This is a genomic window from Ketobacter alkanivorans (assembly GCF_002863865.1).
GTDB classification, from domain to species: Bacteria; Pseudomonadota; Gammaproteobacteria; order Pseudomonadales; family Ketobacteraceae; genus Ketobacter; species Ketobacter alkanivorans.
This window is the reverse complement of sequence record NZ_CP022684.1, coordinates 4,008,048-4,023,012: the sequence shown is the minus strand read 5'-3', so window position 1 is coordinate 4,023,012 and position 14,965 is coordinate 4,008,048. Positions and strand designations below refer to the sequence as shown.

The window sequence follows — 14,965 nt, the reverse complement described above, 5'->3', positions numbered from 1 at the left end:
TTTTGTGCATTTTTTTACATATCAGCTACAACTTATAAAGGTGTTTAGCTATTTGCACGAAAACAAGGAGAGCAAAGGATGAAAAAACACACCTTTAAGGTCAGCCTGCTGGCTGCTGCTGTGGGGCTCGCTGCCGGGTCAGCCATGGCAACGGAACTCCGGATAGATGGCTTCGCCAACATTGTGGCAGGGCAAATGATTAGCGACTCAGAAGATGGTAGTTTGTATGGCTACGATGAAGATTTAAGCTTTTCCCCAGAAACCAATTATGGCATTCAGTTCCGCGGTGACCTGGACGACGGCTTATCCATTACTGGTCAAATAGTAGGTAGAGGTAATGAAGATTACGATGCCAAAGTTACCTGGGCATACCTCACTTACGAAATCAGCGACGAACTTTCACTAAAAGCCGGGCGCTCGAGAGTACCCTACTTCATGTATTCCGATTTTCTGGATATCGGATACGCTTACCATTGGATTAGGCCTCCCCAGGCTGTATACGATCTGGGCTTTGAGAATCAGGACGGTATTACTCTCGACTATCTAACCGAGATCGGAGATTGGAGTTCTCGCGTTACCGTGATGGTCGGAAGGTCGGATTCTGACGTCGATCTAGATGGCGATGGGACGAACGAAAGCAGAATCAGAATATTGAACCAAGTAGGCGGTGCTTGGAGCGTGAATTACGACTGGTTTACTGCCCGTATCGCCTACTTCACCTCAAGAGTTGATATACCAGTAGATGATCTCGCGACGCTTAGCCAGGGAATCAAAGATTATGACGCCGGCTTAGCCTTGGCCGTACCCGGCTACCAGGCCGGTACCCTGGACGACACTGCAGATAAAGTTGTATATGACCAAGACATGGCACAATTCGCCGGCATCGGTTTTTCTGCGGACTACGACAATATCATTGCCGTTGCCGAATACACACAAGTCAGGATAGATGACGCACCGCTGGAAGACAGGGACACATGGTATATATCTGCAGGATACCGTATCAACCAATTCACCGTGTTTGGCACTTATGAGAAGTATAATTACAACGCTAAAACCGACGAAGTGGAGAAGTTCGCCAATGCCGCCCCAATCACAGGCGTCCCAGCGCTAGATGGTGCGAGAGCGGGCATTCTTGCTGGATTACCAGACGTATTCTCAGGTGAAAAGGACTCTGAGGGTATGGGTATAGGCGTACGCTATAATTTCCATCCATCCGCAGCGATCAAAGTAGAGCTCAATCAACTTGATAACAAAACGGACAATACAAAACCACAATCTATCGCCGTTGCGACCAACATCGTCTTCTAAGGGAGGAAAGTACCATGATGAATAGTATATTCACTTCCACTGCAAAGTTAGCTGTCTTAATGATAGCGATGTTGGGATCAAGCATCACTTTGGCGGAAATTGCTGTTATTGTTCACCCGGCAAACGATTCCAGCCTGCAGGCCGACGATATCGCCAAGCTGTATCTGGGCAAATCCAAGAAATTTTCCAACGGCCAAAGCGCCATTGCACTGGATCGCGGCGAAGGCACCGAGCTCAGGGTAAAATTTCTGGAATCCACCGTTGGTAAAGATGAGTCACAAATGAAGTCTTACTGGTCACGCCTGATCTTTACCGGCAAAGGTATCCCCCCCAAGGTGGTGGAAACCGATGCTGAGGTTAAAGAGCTGGTATCCCGCAACCCCGATACCATCGGCTACATTGATGCGGGTGCCGTGGATGACACGGTGAAAGTGGTCGCCACCTTCTGATCATGCGGTAACGATGCAAACCAAGCCCCTCCTACGAGGGGCTTTCTTTTTTCCGCCCGCCCTACTGGCCGGGCATATTATTTACCAGCCACCATCATGGCATCAATCAGAATAGATCCAACCTGTACATTACCCCGTGCATCAACATCCTCACCCACGCCGCGCAGGTTGAGAAATATGTCCCGCATGTTTGCGGCCACGGTCACTTCAGACACCGGAAACTGAATAACGCCGTTCTCCACCCAGAACCCCGCCGCTCCGCGCGAGTAATGTCCGGTGACCAGGTTTACTCCCTGCCCCATCACATCGGTAACCAACAAGCCTGTACCCATGATGCCCAGCAAATCCTCCAGGCTGTGAGTGGCCGTACAGCGAAGGTTACGCACACCACCTGCATTCGCCGTGCTGTTCATGCCCAGCTTGCGTGCGGCATAGGTGCCCAACACATAACTGCTGAGCGCTCCTTGCTCCACAAAACTTTTACTATAAGTGGCCAATCCATCACCATCGACGGGCGCACTGGCAGGCCCTTGCAGTAAGTGCGGCTGTTCGTAAATCGTCATCCAATCAGGAAACACCTGCTGCCCCAGACTGTTTTCCAAAAAAGAGGAATGTCGATACAAGCTGCCACCGGAGATGGCCCCAATGAAATGCCCCAGCAAGCCTCCGGCAATTTCAGGCGCATACATCACCGGGAACTCACCAGTGGGTATAGCTCGACTGCCCAACTTGCGAGTGGCACGCTCTGCGGCCTTCAGCCCTACGTATGCACCATCCTGCAGTTTATCTGCCACCCGATGGCTGAAAGACCAACCGCCCCGCTCCATTTTATCGTCTTGCGCTGCAATCAGGGCACAACTGATACCATGGCGGCTTTGGGGGTAGGCCACCAGTAACCCATGGCTATTGCCATAGGCCCGCACCGAGTTGGAACTGCCTACCTGAGCACCGTCGCTGCTTTTTATATTCATTTGCGACAAACCACTGGCCTCACACGCTTGGGCCATGGTGATGGCCTTTTGCGGCGTCAGATCCCAAGGGTGGTATAAATCCAGGTCAAGAATCTGTTGTGCCATGTGCTCGGGCTCTGCCAAACCCGCACACTCATCGGGCGCGGTATAATGGGCGATGTCCAGTGCTGCCTGCACCGCGCGCTCGATGGCTGCATCAGAAAAGTCGGATGTCGACGCGCTGCCTTTGCTGTTGCCTCGGTACACTGTGATACCGAAACCGTGGTTACGGGTGAACTCAACTTTGTCTACTTCGCCTTGACGCACGCTGACCGACAAGCCCTGATCCTGATAGGCCCCCACTTCGGCGGTGGTCTGGCTTTGTTCAGCCAACTTCAGGGCTAATTGAATTTTGTCTTGTAAGGTGTGCAGTTCGGCTTGGATATCCATCAACATCCTCGGTGATTGATTTAGAGCTGTGGTATAATTCGCTTTTTACACAGTATAACTGCAACGCTTCCCGATATGGCCAAATTCGACGATACCGAGTCTTTTGACGAAGACGATCTCCCCCCCAGTAAATCTTCCATTAAACGGGAAGCTGAACGCCTCAAGAAAATAGGCGAACGCTTGCTGGAAATGGGTGATAACCAGCTGCAAAGCTTTGCCTTGAGCGACAAACTCGCCATGGCCATTGCTGAAGGTAAGCGTATTAAAAATTTTGAAGGGCTGCGCCGCCACAAGCAGTACATCGGCAAAGTGCTGCGTGAAACCGATACCGACGCCATTGAGGCCCGCCTGAGTGAGATTGATAATGCCCACACACTCAATACCCGTGCCTTCCATGAACTGGAAACCTTGCGTGACACCCTGATCGGTGGGGATAACAAGTCCATCGGCGAGGTCATCGAGCGTTACCCCGGGGTGGATACGCAAAAACTGCGGCAACTGGTGCGCAATGCCAAAAAAGAGCAACAAGGCAACACCACAAACCCCGATAACACCAGTACCACCCATGCCCGAAAATTGTTCCGTTTTCTACGGGACGCCAGCGGTAACAGCTAATTGCCAGAAGCGGCTTGATACAACTCAGTTGGTTCCACCCACCACCAACTCATCCACTTTCAACGTGGGCTGGCCTACGCCAACCGGAACCGACTGCCCATCCTTACCACAGGTGCCCACGCCTTTATCCAGTGCCAAATCATTGCCCAACATAGATACCTTGGACATGGCTTCGGGGCCGTTACCGATCAAGGTGGCTCCTTTTACCGGCGCGGTGATTTTGCCGTTTTCAATCAGATACGCTTCACTGGCGGCAAACACGAATTTTCCGGAGGTGATATCCACGGATCCACCGCCGAAGTTTACGGCATACAATCCTTTTTTCACCGAGCGGATAATGTCCTGGGGATCGTCTTCACCGGGCAGCAGATAGGTGTTGGTCATGCGCGGCATAGGCAAATGGGCATAGGATTCGCGACGCCCGTTACCGGTGAGGCTCTGCCCCATCAGGCCCGCATTATGCTTGTCCTGCATATAGCCCTTAAGCACGCCTTTCTCTACCAGGGTGGTGTATTGGGTAGGCGTGCCTTCATCATCAATAGAAAGCGAGCCGCGCAAGTGCGGTAAGGTGCCATCATCCACAATGGTGCACAGCGGCGACGCCACACTGGTGCCAATACGGCCCGAATAATTGGAGCTGCCTTTACGGTTAAAATCGCCTTCCAAACCGTGCCCCACTGCCTCATGTAACAGCACACCAGGCCAGCCAGCCCCCAACACGACCGGCATCGCGCCAGCCGGAGCATCAATCGCTTCCAGATTCACTTGAGCCATTTTTATGGCATCGTTTACGTAACTGGCCACCGTATCATCATCAAACTGAACGTATCCACTGCGACCACCGCCGCCGCCATTGCCACGCTCTTTGCGGCCATTTTTCTCCAACACCACCGACACGCTGAAACGCACCAGGGGCCGTACATCCGCTGCCAAGGTGCCATCGCTGGCCAATACCAATACGGTTTTCCAAGCACCCGACAGGCTCACGCTGACGTCCACAACACAGGGGTCGAGCTGGCGCGCCAACTGATCCGCTTTCTGCAGCAACGCCACTTTCTGGTTTCGATCAATACTGTCCAACGGATTCACGGCGCTGTACAGCTGCTGACAGCTTGGTGTAAGCAACGGCTTCACCTTAGCCGCGGTGCCACTGGCGATACTGGCTGCAGCCGCCGCTGCCTGTTGAATGGAGTGGAGATCTGCCTGATCCGAATACGAGAAACCGGTTTTATCACCACATAGGGCACGCACTCCCACGCCACCCCCTACGCTGAAGCTTCCGTCTTTTACGATGCTGTCTTCCAGGTTCCAGGATTCTGCGAGGGTCTTTTCAAAATACAGATCCGCAAAGTCAGCACCTTTGCCCAGCATGGATTCCACTACGCGGATCAAATCGGCTTCGCCCAATGCTACCGGTTGCCATAAAGTCTGTTGTGCCTGTTGCAACAATGAGTCGCTCATGTAAGCTCCGCCCGTTTAAGTCGTTTATGCTGCGGCAGGGGCATGGCAGATCGCACTTCCTGCAACCAGCCCATATCCAGATCCGCCAGGATGATACCGGCACCACTCTCCCGCTGTGTCAGCACAGCGCCCCATGGGTCGACAATCATACTGTGGCCCCAGGTTTCACGTTTTTCAGAATGCTTACCTCCCTGATTGGGAGCGATTACAAAAGCCTGATTCTCGATAGCGCGAGCACGTAGCAAGGTTTCCCAATGAGCCTGCCCCGTTCGATAGGTAAACGCCGAGGGCACGGTAAACGCAACACACCCTTCATGAGTCAGAGCCTGATACAGCTCCGGAAAACGCAGGTCATAACACACTGACAGGCCCAGCAAACCACAGGCCGACGGGGTGGCGACGGTTTTAGTGCCGGGTTCGATCACGCGGGATTCCAGATATTGACCCTGCTGATCCTGCACCGACACATCAAATAAGTGGATTTTATCGTAACGCGCCTGCAGCTCACCTTGCTCATCAAACAACAACGATGATGCGGTAACGCGGTTTCCGGTTACACCACTGCCATCCATCCGCTCACGCAGAGGAATCGTGCCACCCACAATCTGCATACCCAGTTTACGCGCCTGCTGCGACAGAAACTGACTGAACAATCGGGTTTTGCGTTCCTCTTCGCCCCAGCGCATTAAGTTGTCGCTGTCCAGCACGGCAAAGTTCTCCGGCAACACAGCCATCGACGCGCCCTGATCTGCAGCCTGGGTCAGTAGCTGCTCTGCGCTGCGCAAATTAGCCTCTACATCAAAGGTGCTGACCATTTGCACAGCCGCCACCCGCACTACGGTCACGGTGTAACCTCTACTGCGGGTGGCATCTCGGCCTTGTCTTTATTGATCACAGCTTCACCTACTTGCTTGGGAATTATGCTGAAAGAATCCTTTACCGTCACCAAAGGCTCGTCAAAGGTGCCCTTGATGTCGTACTTAATGGTTGTAAGTTTATCGAACTGCTCACCGAACATTTTTTCTACTACGTAGGCCGTCGCAGCGGCAGGAACCCCTCCGATCACGGCAGCCGGAAGCACGAGGTTACGGGTTACCGGTAACGCCACATCCAACCCCACATCCAAGGTACTGCGCTCCACATCAATCTTGCCACTGGCATTCATCTTTATTGCCGGTGAATTCAACTTCACACGGGAGATGTTCAAAATACCTTTATCCAGCTCTATGTTGCCGCTTAGCTCGTCGTAAACCATCTCGGACTCGCTGATATCATCAAAATCCAGCTGCAGACGCCGCAATAAGGTTTCGAAATTCAACGCTCCCCACAACTTGCCTGCCGCATTGGAATTCACATTATAAAACACGCCACTTTGCAACTTGACGGAAAGATCGCCCTGGGTTCTCCCCAGCGCAAATTCGAAAGGCGCACCAGGCCATTTCAGCTCACCCGTAGCACCTGCTGTTTTACTGCTGATGAACGGTGTGCCACCCATCGCCTTTACAATATTGGCCACGTTTTTAGCGCCTAACGTAGCCTGAACGGTGGTATTACGTTGACCGGTTATGGATTCCGACCATTGCGCATTACCCGTTAAAGAAGCTTTACCGACTTTGGCACTGAAGTCAGGAATATTCACGCCATTGGTAACAGGCGTAGCCTTGATTTTCCAACTGCCAAAATTGGCATCCCCAACCGTGAACTGGCCCAGCGTGATGTCAACAGGAGGAAAAGCCTTGGGAGAAACATCAGCGGGCTGCCACTGCACCGGCTCCTGCTCGGCCTCCGCAACACCATTCTGACTTTTTTCGATGTGGAGACGCTCAAGATCAACAACGATGGGTATGGTTTGTTTAGCGTAATCTTCAGGCACGCCCAGCAGGTAATCAGGGAATGTCAGTTTACCGGTTGCCATGCTGTTGTTAATCCACACCAGCCATTGCTGATCACCTCGCAACAACTTCAGATCAGTCTGGCCCAGTGCGTACCCTGTCAATGTAAGATCATCCACCCGCAGAGTGGAGTCATCCAATCGGTATAACAAACCTGGATCTGTGTTCTCGTTATTCTTGTTCGCGGTGGTATTAATGTTATCAAAAACAGGTCTCCACTCGGCATCATCGAAACGGGGCAGAACACCAGACACCCTGACAATATTGTGTTCCGGCAGCGATACTGTGCCTGGGCCAAAATGCAAAGCACTGCGTTCGACGCCTTCCGATCCACTGGAGGTTAACAGCTTGAAGTAGTCGCCATATTGTACGTCTAACTGCACGGGAACGCCCCCCAACCCCATCCCAAAGCTGAAGGGAACCGTCTGAGCTGCCACCTTGCCGAAAGGAGCGGGTAGCGCTACCTGCACCCCCTTTAAATCAGACTTAATCTGCAGTCGCGGTTGCGCGTGTGTGCGCTTCTGAGGGCCGACCGGTATCGTGATCATTGCATCATAGCGCAGCGCACCGGAAACAGGTTGTAATACCGAAAGAGGCCGCCACTGATTCAAGGCAGCCACGCTGGTGTTGCCACGCATTTGCAATACTGTGGTGTCCCCCTGGGTATTTTTGGTGGTTTTGATGGCCCCGCTTACTTGCCCACCAAGAAACCTACCCATCAGCGTCTTGGCAGAAAGACCTTTCGCCAGATCGAACGTTACTTGGGCAGTCAGATCTTTGATCGTTATGTTCTGGCTTTGCAGATTCAATGTGCCTTTCTCAAGCTGAACGCGGGTAACCGAACTGATCTGGTTTTTGAACTCCGCTTGCAAGGGAATATCCAGACCAAAATCAACGGCAAGGTCTCCCTGCAGAGAAAAGTCATCTATAAAATCACCAATGGAGCTGCGCAACGGTGAACCCGTCAGAATGCTGAATCCTTCGGCAGCAGGCCCTTCTGTTTGAACACGTACACTCAATACATGAGGGGTATCTTGCTTGATTTTCGGCAGAGTCACCGCGCCCTGTTTGAGGCTCTGCCCGTAATAGCTTGCCTGTAACACCCTGGCATCCACTTCGCCTTGGTCCACCACCACATCGGCCACACCATTACGTACCGGCGCTTCCCAGTCGGGCAGAAATTGCAACACACCATCCGAAGCGGTAAACCCCAGCAGCACCCCCAAAGGCTCTGTATCATGCAAGCGTGCAGGGCCATGCACAACAACATCTCCCCGCATTAGATGGCCATCGATAATCGCATCATCCAGCCATGCCAGCAGTGGCTCGCTCAACACCCCTGCAGGCAAATACAACGATTTGTTTTTACCGTCACCATCACGAAGAGTGGCCTGCAATTGTAAAAAAGGAGGCAATGCTTTGTCTTTCGGAATCGACAATGACAACTGGGTAGCGGCGCGGGCATCGCGGGTGCTGGCATTAATGACACCAGACTGCAGAAACCACTGATCGTCTAATTCCTGCAACTGCAATTGGGCATGAGCACTATTGATCGTGATGACATCACGAAACAGCCTTGGGTAATTCAGCTCCAGATAATCTTCGTCAATGCTGAACAGGGTGGTTCCTTTCTTACCCCAGGCCCTCACTTCAAGATCGTGCAAGCCTGGGTAAAACTGCCAGGGGCGGTTTTGAAAACCGGCCAGAGTCACTGCAAAGCGATAATCTTTCAGCTGTTTATCGCCCACCATTAATTCCACTGCGACCTCCTGCAGTTTGCCTGATGGGCGCAACTTACTGAGTATCTGGTGTACTTTGTCTTCCGCAGACTGGATGCCGAGGTAATAATTAACCCATGGCTCAATATCCACATCATCCACCACAATACGGTATCTGGTTGTATCGTCTGGTTGGGCACCTGCTACCAGATGAACAACGCTGGGCATCCACAGAAACCGATCCGTCTGCAAGCGCAGATCCTGAAGGTCCAAGCGCCACTCATTATTGGCCAGTAAAGCCCATCGCGCTTTGCCTTCCAGATCCTGAATATGAGGTGGTTTAATATCGTTGCTGCTGTTGAGACGGATATCGTCGATTTTGAAATCCGTGACGATCTCTTCGGCAACGCCTGCCTTAAAGTTAAACCAGAACCGCGCGCCACCCTGCAGGCTTTCTAACGAGGCCTGGGGCAACGCCCGGTGTTGTTGAGGTATCCAGGCGTACCAGTCCGCCGCATCCACATTCACAAACAGCCCACCATTCAAAGAACCCTGGCGCAGCACAGACCCACGGACCCGACCTTTCAAAGAAAAGTGAATATCACTGGGACCATGGGCGGTGAAGTCTCCTAATAGGTAGCGACGCCTGAGGCCCGCCTCGGTTTGAAGCTGATGTACACTGAGCGTCACCGGTACGTCGTATAGGCCATCAACATGCAGCTGGCTATTGGAAAAACTCAGCCTGGGTTGCGCCAATAGAATATCCAACGCTGACTCACCCTGATCTTCCGCCTGCCTGGGCTGCGGTTCAGCCAAAGACTCAAAACCGGACATCACCAAATGCTGATCTTTGAACACCGCCGTGGCCCGTGCGCCATCCACACTAAGGCGTATCCGCGGTTGCAGACTAAGCAGGGATTTTAGTAACAGAATTTCCAGCTCGATAGATGAAACCAGCATAGGCTCACCGCTGGAAGTGGCCATGCGAACAGAAACATCATGCAAAGTGAAACGTGGTGCTAAACCTTTCCAGCTGCCTGAAATTGAAGCCAGCTGTAACTGCAAACCCGATTGCTGATTGATGAACTCAACAATTTGCGGTTGGAAATCATCGATCTCGTAAACCAGCTCCCGAGCCACACCAACAAACACAGCGCATAGTACGAGAACCGCGACACAAAGGCTGAGCACAACCCGGGCGACACCGGCAGCAAGGCGTTTCACCACCTGCTCCTGTTACATAAGCACCACATCGAATTCTTCCTGGGAGTACAGCGTTTCCACCTGAAAACGAATGGTTTTCTTGATGAAGATTTCGAGATCAGCAACGTTCGCAGACTCTTCATCCAACAATCGATCGACCACCGCCTGGGAGGCAATCACTAAAAAAGATTCAACTTCATAGGCACGGAACTGACGCAGGATTTCACGGAAGATCTCATAACAGACCGTGTCCGGCGTTTTGACAATACCCCGACCACTGCAAGTGGGGCAATCTTCACACATCACCCGAGCAAGACTTTCTCGAGTACGCTTGCGGGTCATTTCCACCAACCCCAATTCAGACACCTGTGTGATTTTGGTTTTGGCGTGATCCCGTTCCAGAGCCTTTTCGAACATGCGCAACACCTGACGGCGGTGCTCAGGATCTTCCATGTCGATAAAATCGATAATGATGATCCCCCCCAAATTGCGCAGTCGCAGCTGCCGTGCAATTGCCTGGGTGGCTTCGAGGTTGGTTTTGAAAATGGTTTCTTCTAGATTGCGATGGCCAACAAATGCGCCTGTATTGACATCAATGGTGGACATGGCTTCTGTCTGATCAACGATCAGGTGGCCACCTGATTTCAGCGGCACTTGACGAGCCAGTGCTTTCTGGATTTCCAGTTCGACACTGTACAAATCAAATATCGGCCGTTCACCGGGGTAGTGCTCCACTAACGCTTCCACATCAGGGATATACTCGCGTACAAACTCAATCACTTTGCCGTAAGTTTCACGGGAGTCAATGCGCACTTTCTCTACCCCCGGCCGCACCTCATCGCGCAGGGTGCGCATGGCCAAAGCCAAGTCACGATGAATCAGCGTTACCGGGTTGGCACGGGCAATTTTTTCACTGATCGAGCGCCACAGACGGCGCAGAAAGTCCACATCGCGCCGCAGTGAGTCCTCGTCTGCACCTTCGGCAGCCGTGCGCAGAATAAAACCTTTCTTGGGGATGTCTTCCCGTTCCTGCAGCACCGTGTCCATAATGCCGCGCAGCCTTTCCCGCTCCTGTTCATCTTCTATGCGCTGGGATATGCCGATGTGTTCAGTGTTGGGCATGTAAACCAGGTAACGGGATGGAATGGAAAGATGTGTCGTAAGGCGCGCGCCCTTGGTGCCAATCATATCCTTGGTGATCTGAACCACAATGGGCTGGCCTTCTGCCACCAGATCCGAAATATTGGGCGTACTGTCGCCATTATCCTCCGGCCGATTAGGTTGCCAGATATCTTTGGCGTGCAAAAACGCGGCCCGCTCCAGACCGATATCGATAAACGCTGCCTGCATGCCGGGCAATACACGGGCGACCTTGCCTTGATATATACTGCCCACCAGGCCACGCTTGGCTGTGCGCTCCAAAAACAGTTCCTGCACAACCCCGTTCTCAACCACTGCTACTCGGGTTTCCATCGGGGTCACGTTTACCAGTAATTCTTCACTCATTACGCTGTTTTCTCTGATCGTTTCCACAGGCGCACATCGGCCTGCTTCAACAAATTTGCGGTCTCATATAGAGGCAGGCCAACCACACCACTGTAACTGCCTGACAGCCTCTCGACCAATATGGCACCAAAGCCCTGAATACCATAGCCACCGGCCTTATCCGCGGGCTCACCACTTAACCAGTAATTATGGGCTTCTTGTTCGCTTATCTCTCGGAAGCTGACATCGGTAATGGAATGCACCATTCGGGTTTGCTCTTCTTCTGCCAAGGCCACCGCCGTAATCACTTGATGGGTCTTACCAGACAGCATCATCAGCATCGCCACCGCATGCTCTTCGTTCTCTGGTTTTCCCAGAATCTGCTGCCCAAGGACAACGCTGGTGTCGGCACCCAACACCGGACACGACTGCAACCCTTCCACCTGCAGCCTAGCCAACACCGCTTCCGCTTTGGCCTGAGCCAAACGACACACATAATCCAGTGGTGCCTCGCCCTCGCCCACCGATTCATCCACATCCGCGTGCATCACTGTGAAGTTGACGCCAATCTGATGTAACAGCTCACGCCGCCTGGGGGACGATGAGGCCAAATAAACTCTATCAATAGACACGATTGCCCCTCAAATAACTCATCGCAAGACTCACCAGGGGCCATACCAAAGCCGATACCACCACTGATACCCAGTACCAGAAAGTCCAAGGTGTTATTTGGACAGCACGCATCACCAATATACTCACTAATTGGTAAGTGCCCACCAACACAAGAATAGACAAACATTGCTGCCAGAGCGGGAACACCCTGATCCGCATATGCAAAACATAGGCAACGTATGCCACCAACCCCAGCGCCAAGGCGTTCTGCCCCAACACTGCTCCGGTAAGGGCATCCAACATCAAGCCAGTGCCCCAACCACTGATCACGCCAATCCGATGGGGCATGGCGATAACCCAATAGATCAACACCAATGGCACCCAGGCCGGCCGCATCACATTCGCCCAGTCCGGCAATGGAACTGCGGTCAACACCCCGGCTACCACCAGACTGAATATCACAACACCCAGGCCGTCCGACGCGGTTCTACTGTCCATTCACGCCCTCCTTCTCTGGCGAAGGTGTCGCCTCTGGATTATCGGTTGCGATTGGCTTCTGAGCGGGTGCTGCCTGACCAGACAACAACGGCATAAGCTTTCGATTTTCCTCAGAAAAAACCAGCAGAACATGGCGCGATCGATCCAGATTGGCCATGGGCTTTGCCTCCACCAATGCGAAGGGCTGGCCAGGATCGTGCTCCACTTTTGTAACCACGCCCACAGGATAACCTTTCGGGAAGCGGCCGCCGAGGCCAGAACTGACCAACAGATCACCCCGCACGATATCGGCCGTATCGGGCACATGAATCAAATTGAGCTGATCCAGCTTGCCCGATCCAACGGCGATGGCACGCACACCATTGCGATTCACATGCACCGGAATACCGTGTGAGATATCAGAAATCAGCAGCACCCGGCTGGAAAGCAGGCCCACTTCAATCACCTGCCCCATCAAACCTTCGGCATCCAGCACCGCTTGCCCCACATAAACATCGTCCCCGGAGCCCTTATTGACGATGGCCTCATGGCGGTAGGGGTCGGGATCAACGCCAATGATCTCAGCGATCAATACTTGATCGTCCACCACGTCGGATGCATTCATAAGCTCTTTGAGTCGGGTGTTCTCGGCTACGGTAGAAGCCAATTTCTGCACCCTGCGCTTTAACACCAGCACTTCAGACTGCAAGCGGGCGTTTTCATCCTCCAGATCTGAACGTGAGCGCACGCTGCTTTCCGACCAGGACAGCAGTTCCGCCGGAATGTCCGCCACATATTGGATCGGGGCGGTGGCGATAGACAGGGTAAAGCGCACCGGATTGAGGAACTCAAAACGATGGTCAAGAAAGATCAAAACAAACGAAATAACGCTAAAAAGCATCAAACGGTAGCGATTTGCTGTGTTCTGCCCAAAAATTGGTTTTATGACAGCACCCTCTCACCGGCGTCAAAGCCGCTACCTGGGAGAAAGAGATAAAACACATTAGCCATCAAGAACATTGCAGCCAGAGTCAAAGGGTTAAAACACAAAAGCCGACCAAGTGTAACCCATTGGCCGGCTTTCGTAGACTGTTTACAGGCATAGATTGCACCATGCCAATGCCGGGGCGGATCAATCCACCGAGAACATGTCGAACCCACTCTTGTCCATCATCTCCATTGCCTTGCCACCACCGCGGGCCACACAGGTCAGGGGATCTTCCGCAACAATCACCGGCAAACCGGATTCTTCAGCCAGCAGCATATCCAGATCCCGCAACAGGGCACCACCACCAGTCAGCACCAGGCCACGCTCGGCAATATCGGATGCCAGCTCAGGGGGCGACTGCTCAAGCGCACTTTTCACCGCCGACACGATCTGGGAGAGAGGCTCTTGCAAGGCTTCAAGGATTTCGCTGCTATTCAGTGTAAAGGAACGGGGCACCCCTTCTGCCAGGTTACGTCCGCGCACGTCAATCTCCAGCAATTCCTTACCAGGGAAGGCGCAGCCGATTTCCTGCTTGATACGCTCGGCGGTGGCTTCTCCGATCAGGCTGCCGTAGTTACGACGCACGTAGGTCACGATGGCTTCATCGAATTTATCACCCCCTACACGCACTGAATCGGAATAAACGATACCGTTAAGTGAGATAATGGCGATCTCGGTGGTACCACCACCAATATCCACCACCATGGAGCCGCTGGCCTCTTCCACAGGAAGACCCGCACCGATCGCCGCCGCCATGGCTTCCTCAATCAGATACACTTCGCGGGCACCGGCGCCAAGGGCGGATTCCTTGATGGCTTTACGCTCAACCTGCGTGGATTTACAAGGCACACACACCAGCACACGGGGGCTGGGCGTAATAAAGCTGTTTTCGTGGACCTTGTGAATAAAATGCTGAAGCATCTTCTCGGTCACATGAAAATCGGCGATTACTCCATCTTTCAAGGGGCGGATGGCGGTGATATTACCGGGGGTTCGCCCCAGCATGCGCTTTGCATCCATTCCCACAGCGGCCACACTTTTGGCACCGTTTTGCTGACGAATGGCCACAACTGACGGCTCATCCAGGACAATTCCGCGATCTTTCACATAAATAAGGGTATTGGCTGTTCCCAGGTCGATCGATAGATCGGTGGAGAACATTCCACGAAGACGTTTAAACATAGAAGGATTGACAACCCATCGAGCGGTTAACTGGTTCTGAGAATTTTTGTAGTTTCTTTAGTTAAACTATTGCGGGAACAATAGCAGCGCAGAGACTGTTCGGCAAGCGAACCGTTCCACTTTTGCCACATCTTTTATGGACTTAGCAAATCCCTCTCATATTCCGCTCCAGCCC

12 protein-coding genes are annotated in these 14,965 nt (G+C 52.8%); 3 read left to right on the top strand and 9 right to left on the bottom strand.

The features are described from left to right. The first annotated feature begins 78 nt into the window (after window positions 1-78). Both Kalk_RS17180 and Kalk_RS17175 read left to right on the top strand, forming a co-directional pair. Complete coding sequence (locus tag Kalk_RS17180) at window positions 79-1,308, top strand: porin (protein ID WP_101895423.1); 1,230 nt, start codon at window positions 79-81, stop codon at window positions 1,306-1,308. A gap of 14 nt (window positions 1,309-1,322) precedes the next feature. Then, the gene (locus Kalk_RS17175; RefSeq protein WP_233716687.1) at window positions 1,323-1,757 is read left to right on the top strand and encodes a type 2 periplasmic-binding domain-containing protein; all 435 of its coding nucleotides are present in this window, start codon (window positions 1,323-1,325) and stop codon (window positions 1,755-1,757) included. A gap of 77 nt (window positions 1,758-1,834) precedes the next feature. Here the strand turns inward: Kalk_RS17175 and pmbA are convergent, their stop codons facing one another. Then, window positions 1,835-3,163, bottom strand: a complete 1,329-nt coding sequence (gene pmbA, locus Kalk_RS17170; protein WP_101895422.1) for a metalloprotease PmbA — start codon at window positions 3,161-3,163, stop codon at window positions 1,835-1,837. Between the two features lie 69 nt (window positions 3,164-3,232). Between pmbA and yjgA the strand changes: the two genes are divergently transcribed. Beyond that, window positions 3,233-3,772: a ribosome biogenesis factor YjgA gene (gene yjgA / locus Kalk_RS17165; protein WP_101895421.1), complete on the top strand. Its 540-nt coding sequence runs from the start codon at window positions 3,233-3,235 to the stop codon at window positions 3,770-3,772. Between the two features lie 24 nt (window positions 3,773-3,796). On the opposite strand, the gene tldD is transcribed toward yjgA, so the two are convergent. The 8 genes from tldD to Kalk_RS17125 all read right to left on the bottom strand — a co-directional run bounded on the left by tldD (window position 3,797) and on the right by Kalk_RS17125 (window position 14,790). Further along, window positions 3,797-5,233, bottom strand: a complete 1,437-nt coding sequence (tldD, locus tag Kalk_RS17160; RefSeq protein ID WP_101895420.1) for a metalloprotease TldD — start codon at window positions 5,231-5,233, stop codon at window positions 3,797-3,799. After that, window positions 5,230-6,078, bottom strand: a complete 849-nt coding sequence (locus Kalk_RS17155) for a carbon-nitrogen hydrolase family protein (RefSeq protein WP_101895419.1) — start codon at window positions 6,076-6,078, stop codon at window positions 5,230-5,232. Before Kalk_RS17155 ends, tldD begins: the two co-directional genes overlap by 4 nt. After that, window positions 6,075-10,067, bottom strand: coding sequence for a YhdP family protein (locus tag Kalk_RS17150; protein ID WP_158643553.1), 3,993 nt, complete (start codon window positions 10,065-10,067; stop codon window positions 6,075-6,077). Before Kalk_RS17150 ends, Kalk_RS17155 begins: the two co-directional genes overlap by 4 nt. Before the next feature lie 12 nt (window positions 10,068-10,079). Next, the gene (gene rng / locus Kalk_RS17145) at window positions 10,080-11,552 is read right to left on the bottom strand and encodes a ribonuclease G (RefSeq protein WP_101895417.1); all 1,473 of its coding nucleotides are present in this window, start codon (window positions 11,550-11,552) and stop codon (window positions 10,080-10,082) included. After that, complete coding sequence (locus Kalk_RS17140; RefSeq protein ID WP_199768097.1) at window positions 11,552-12,157, bottom strand: Maf family protein; 606 nt, start codon at window positions 12,155-12,157, stop codon at window positions 11,552-11,554. The genes rng and Kalk_RS17140 overlap by 1 nt, the downstream gene beginning before the upstream one ends. Beyond that, window positions 12,153-12,641 (bottom strand): rod shape-determining protein MreD, encoded by a 489-nt coding sequence (gene mreD / locus Kalk_RS17135; protein WP_101895415.1) that lies wholly within the window; start codon window positions 12,639-12,641, stop codon window positions 12,153-12,155. The genes Kalk_RS17140 and mreD overlap by 5 nt, the downstream gene beginning before the upstream one ends. After that, window positions 12,631-13,557, bottom strand: a complete 927-nt coding sequence (gene mreC, locus Kalk_RS17130) for a rod shape-determining protein MreC (protein WP_267892444.1) — start codon at window positions 13,555-13,557, stop codon at window positions 12,631-12,633. The genes mreD and mreC overlap by 11 nt, the downstream gene beginning before the upstream one ends. A 195-nt stretch (window positions 13,558-13,752) precedes the next feature. Further along, complete coding sequence (locus Kalk_RS17125; protein WP_101895413.1) at window positions 13,753-14,790, bottom strand: rod shape-determining protein; 1,038 nt, start codon at window positions 14,788-14,790, stop codon at window positions 13,753-13,755. Window positions 14,791-14,965 lie beyond the last annotated feature (175 nt).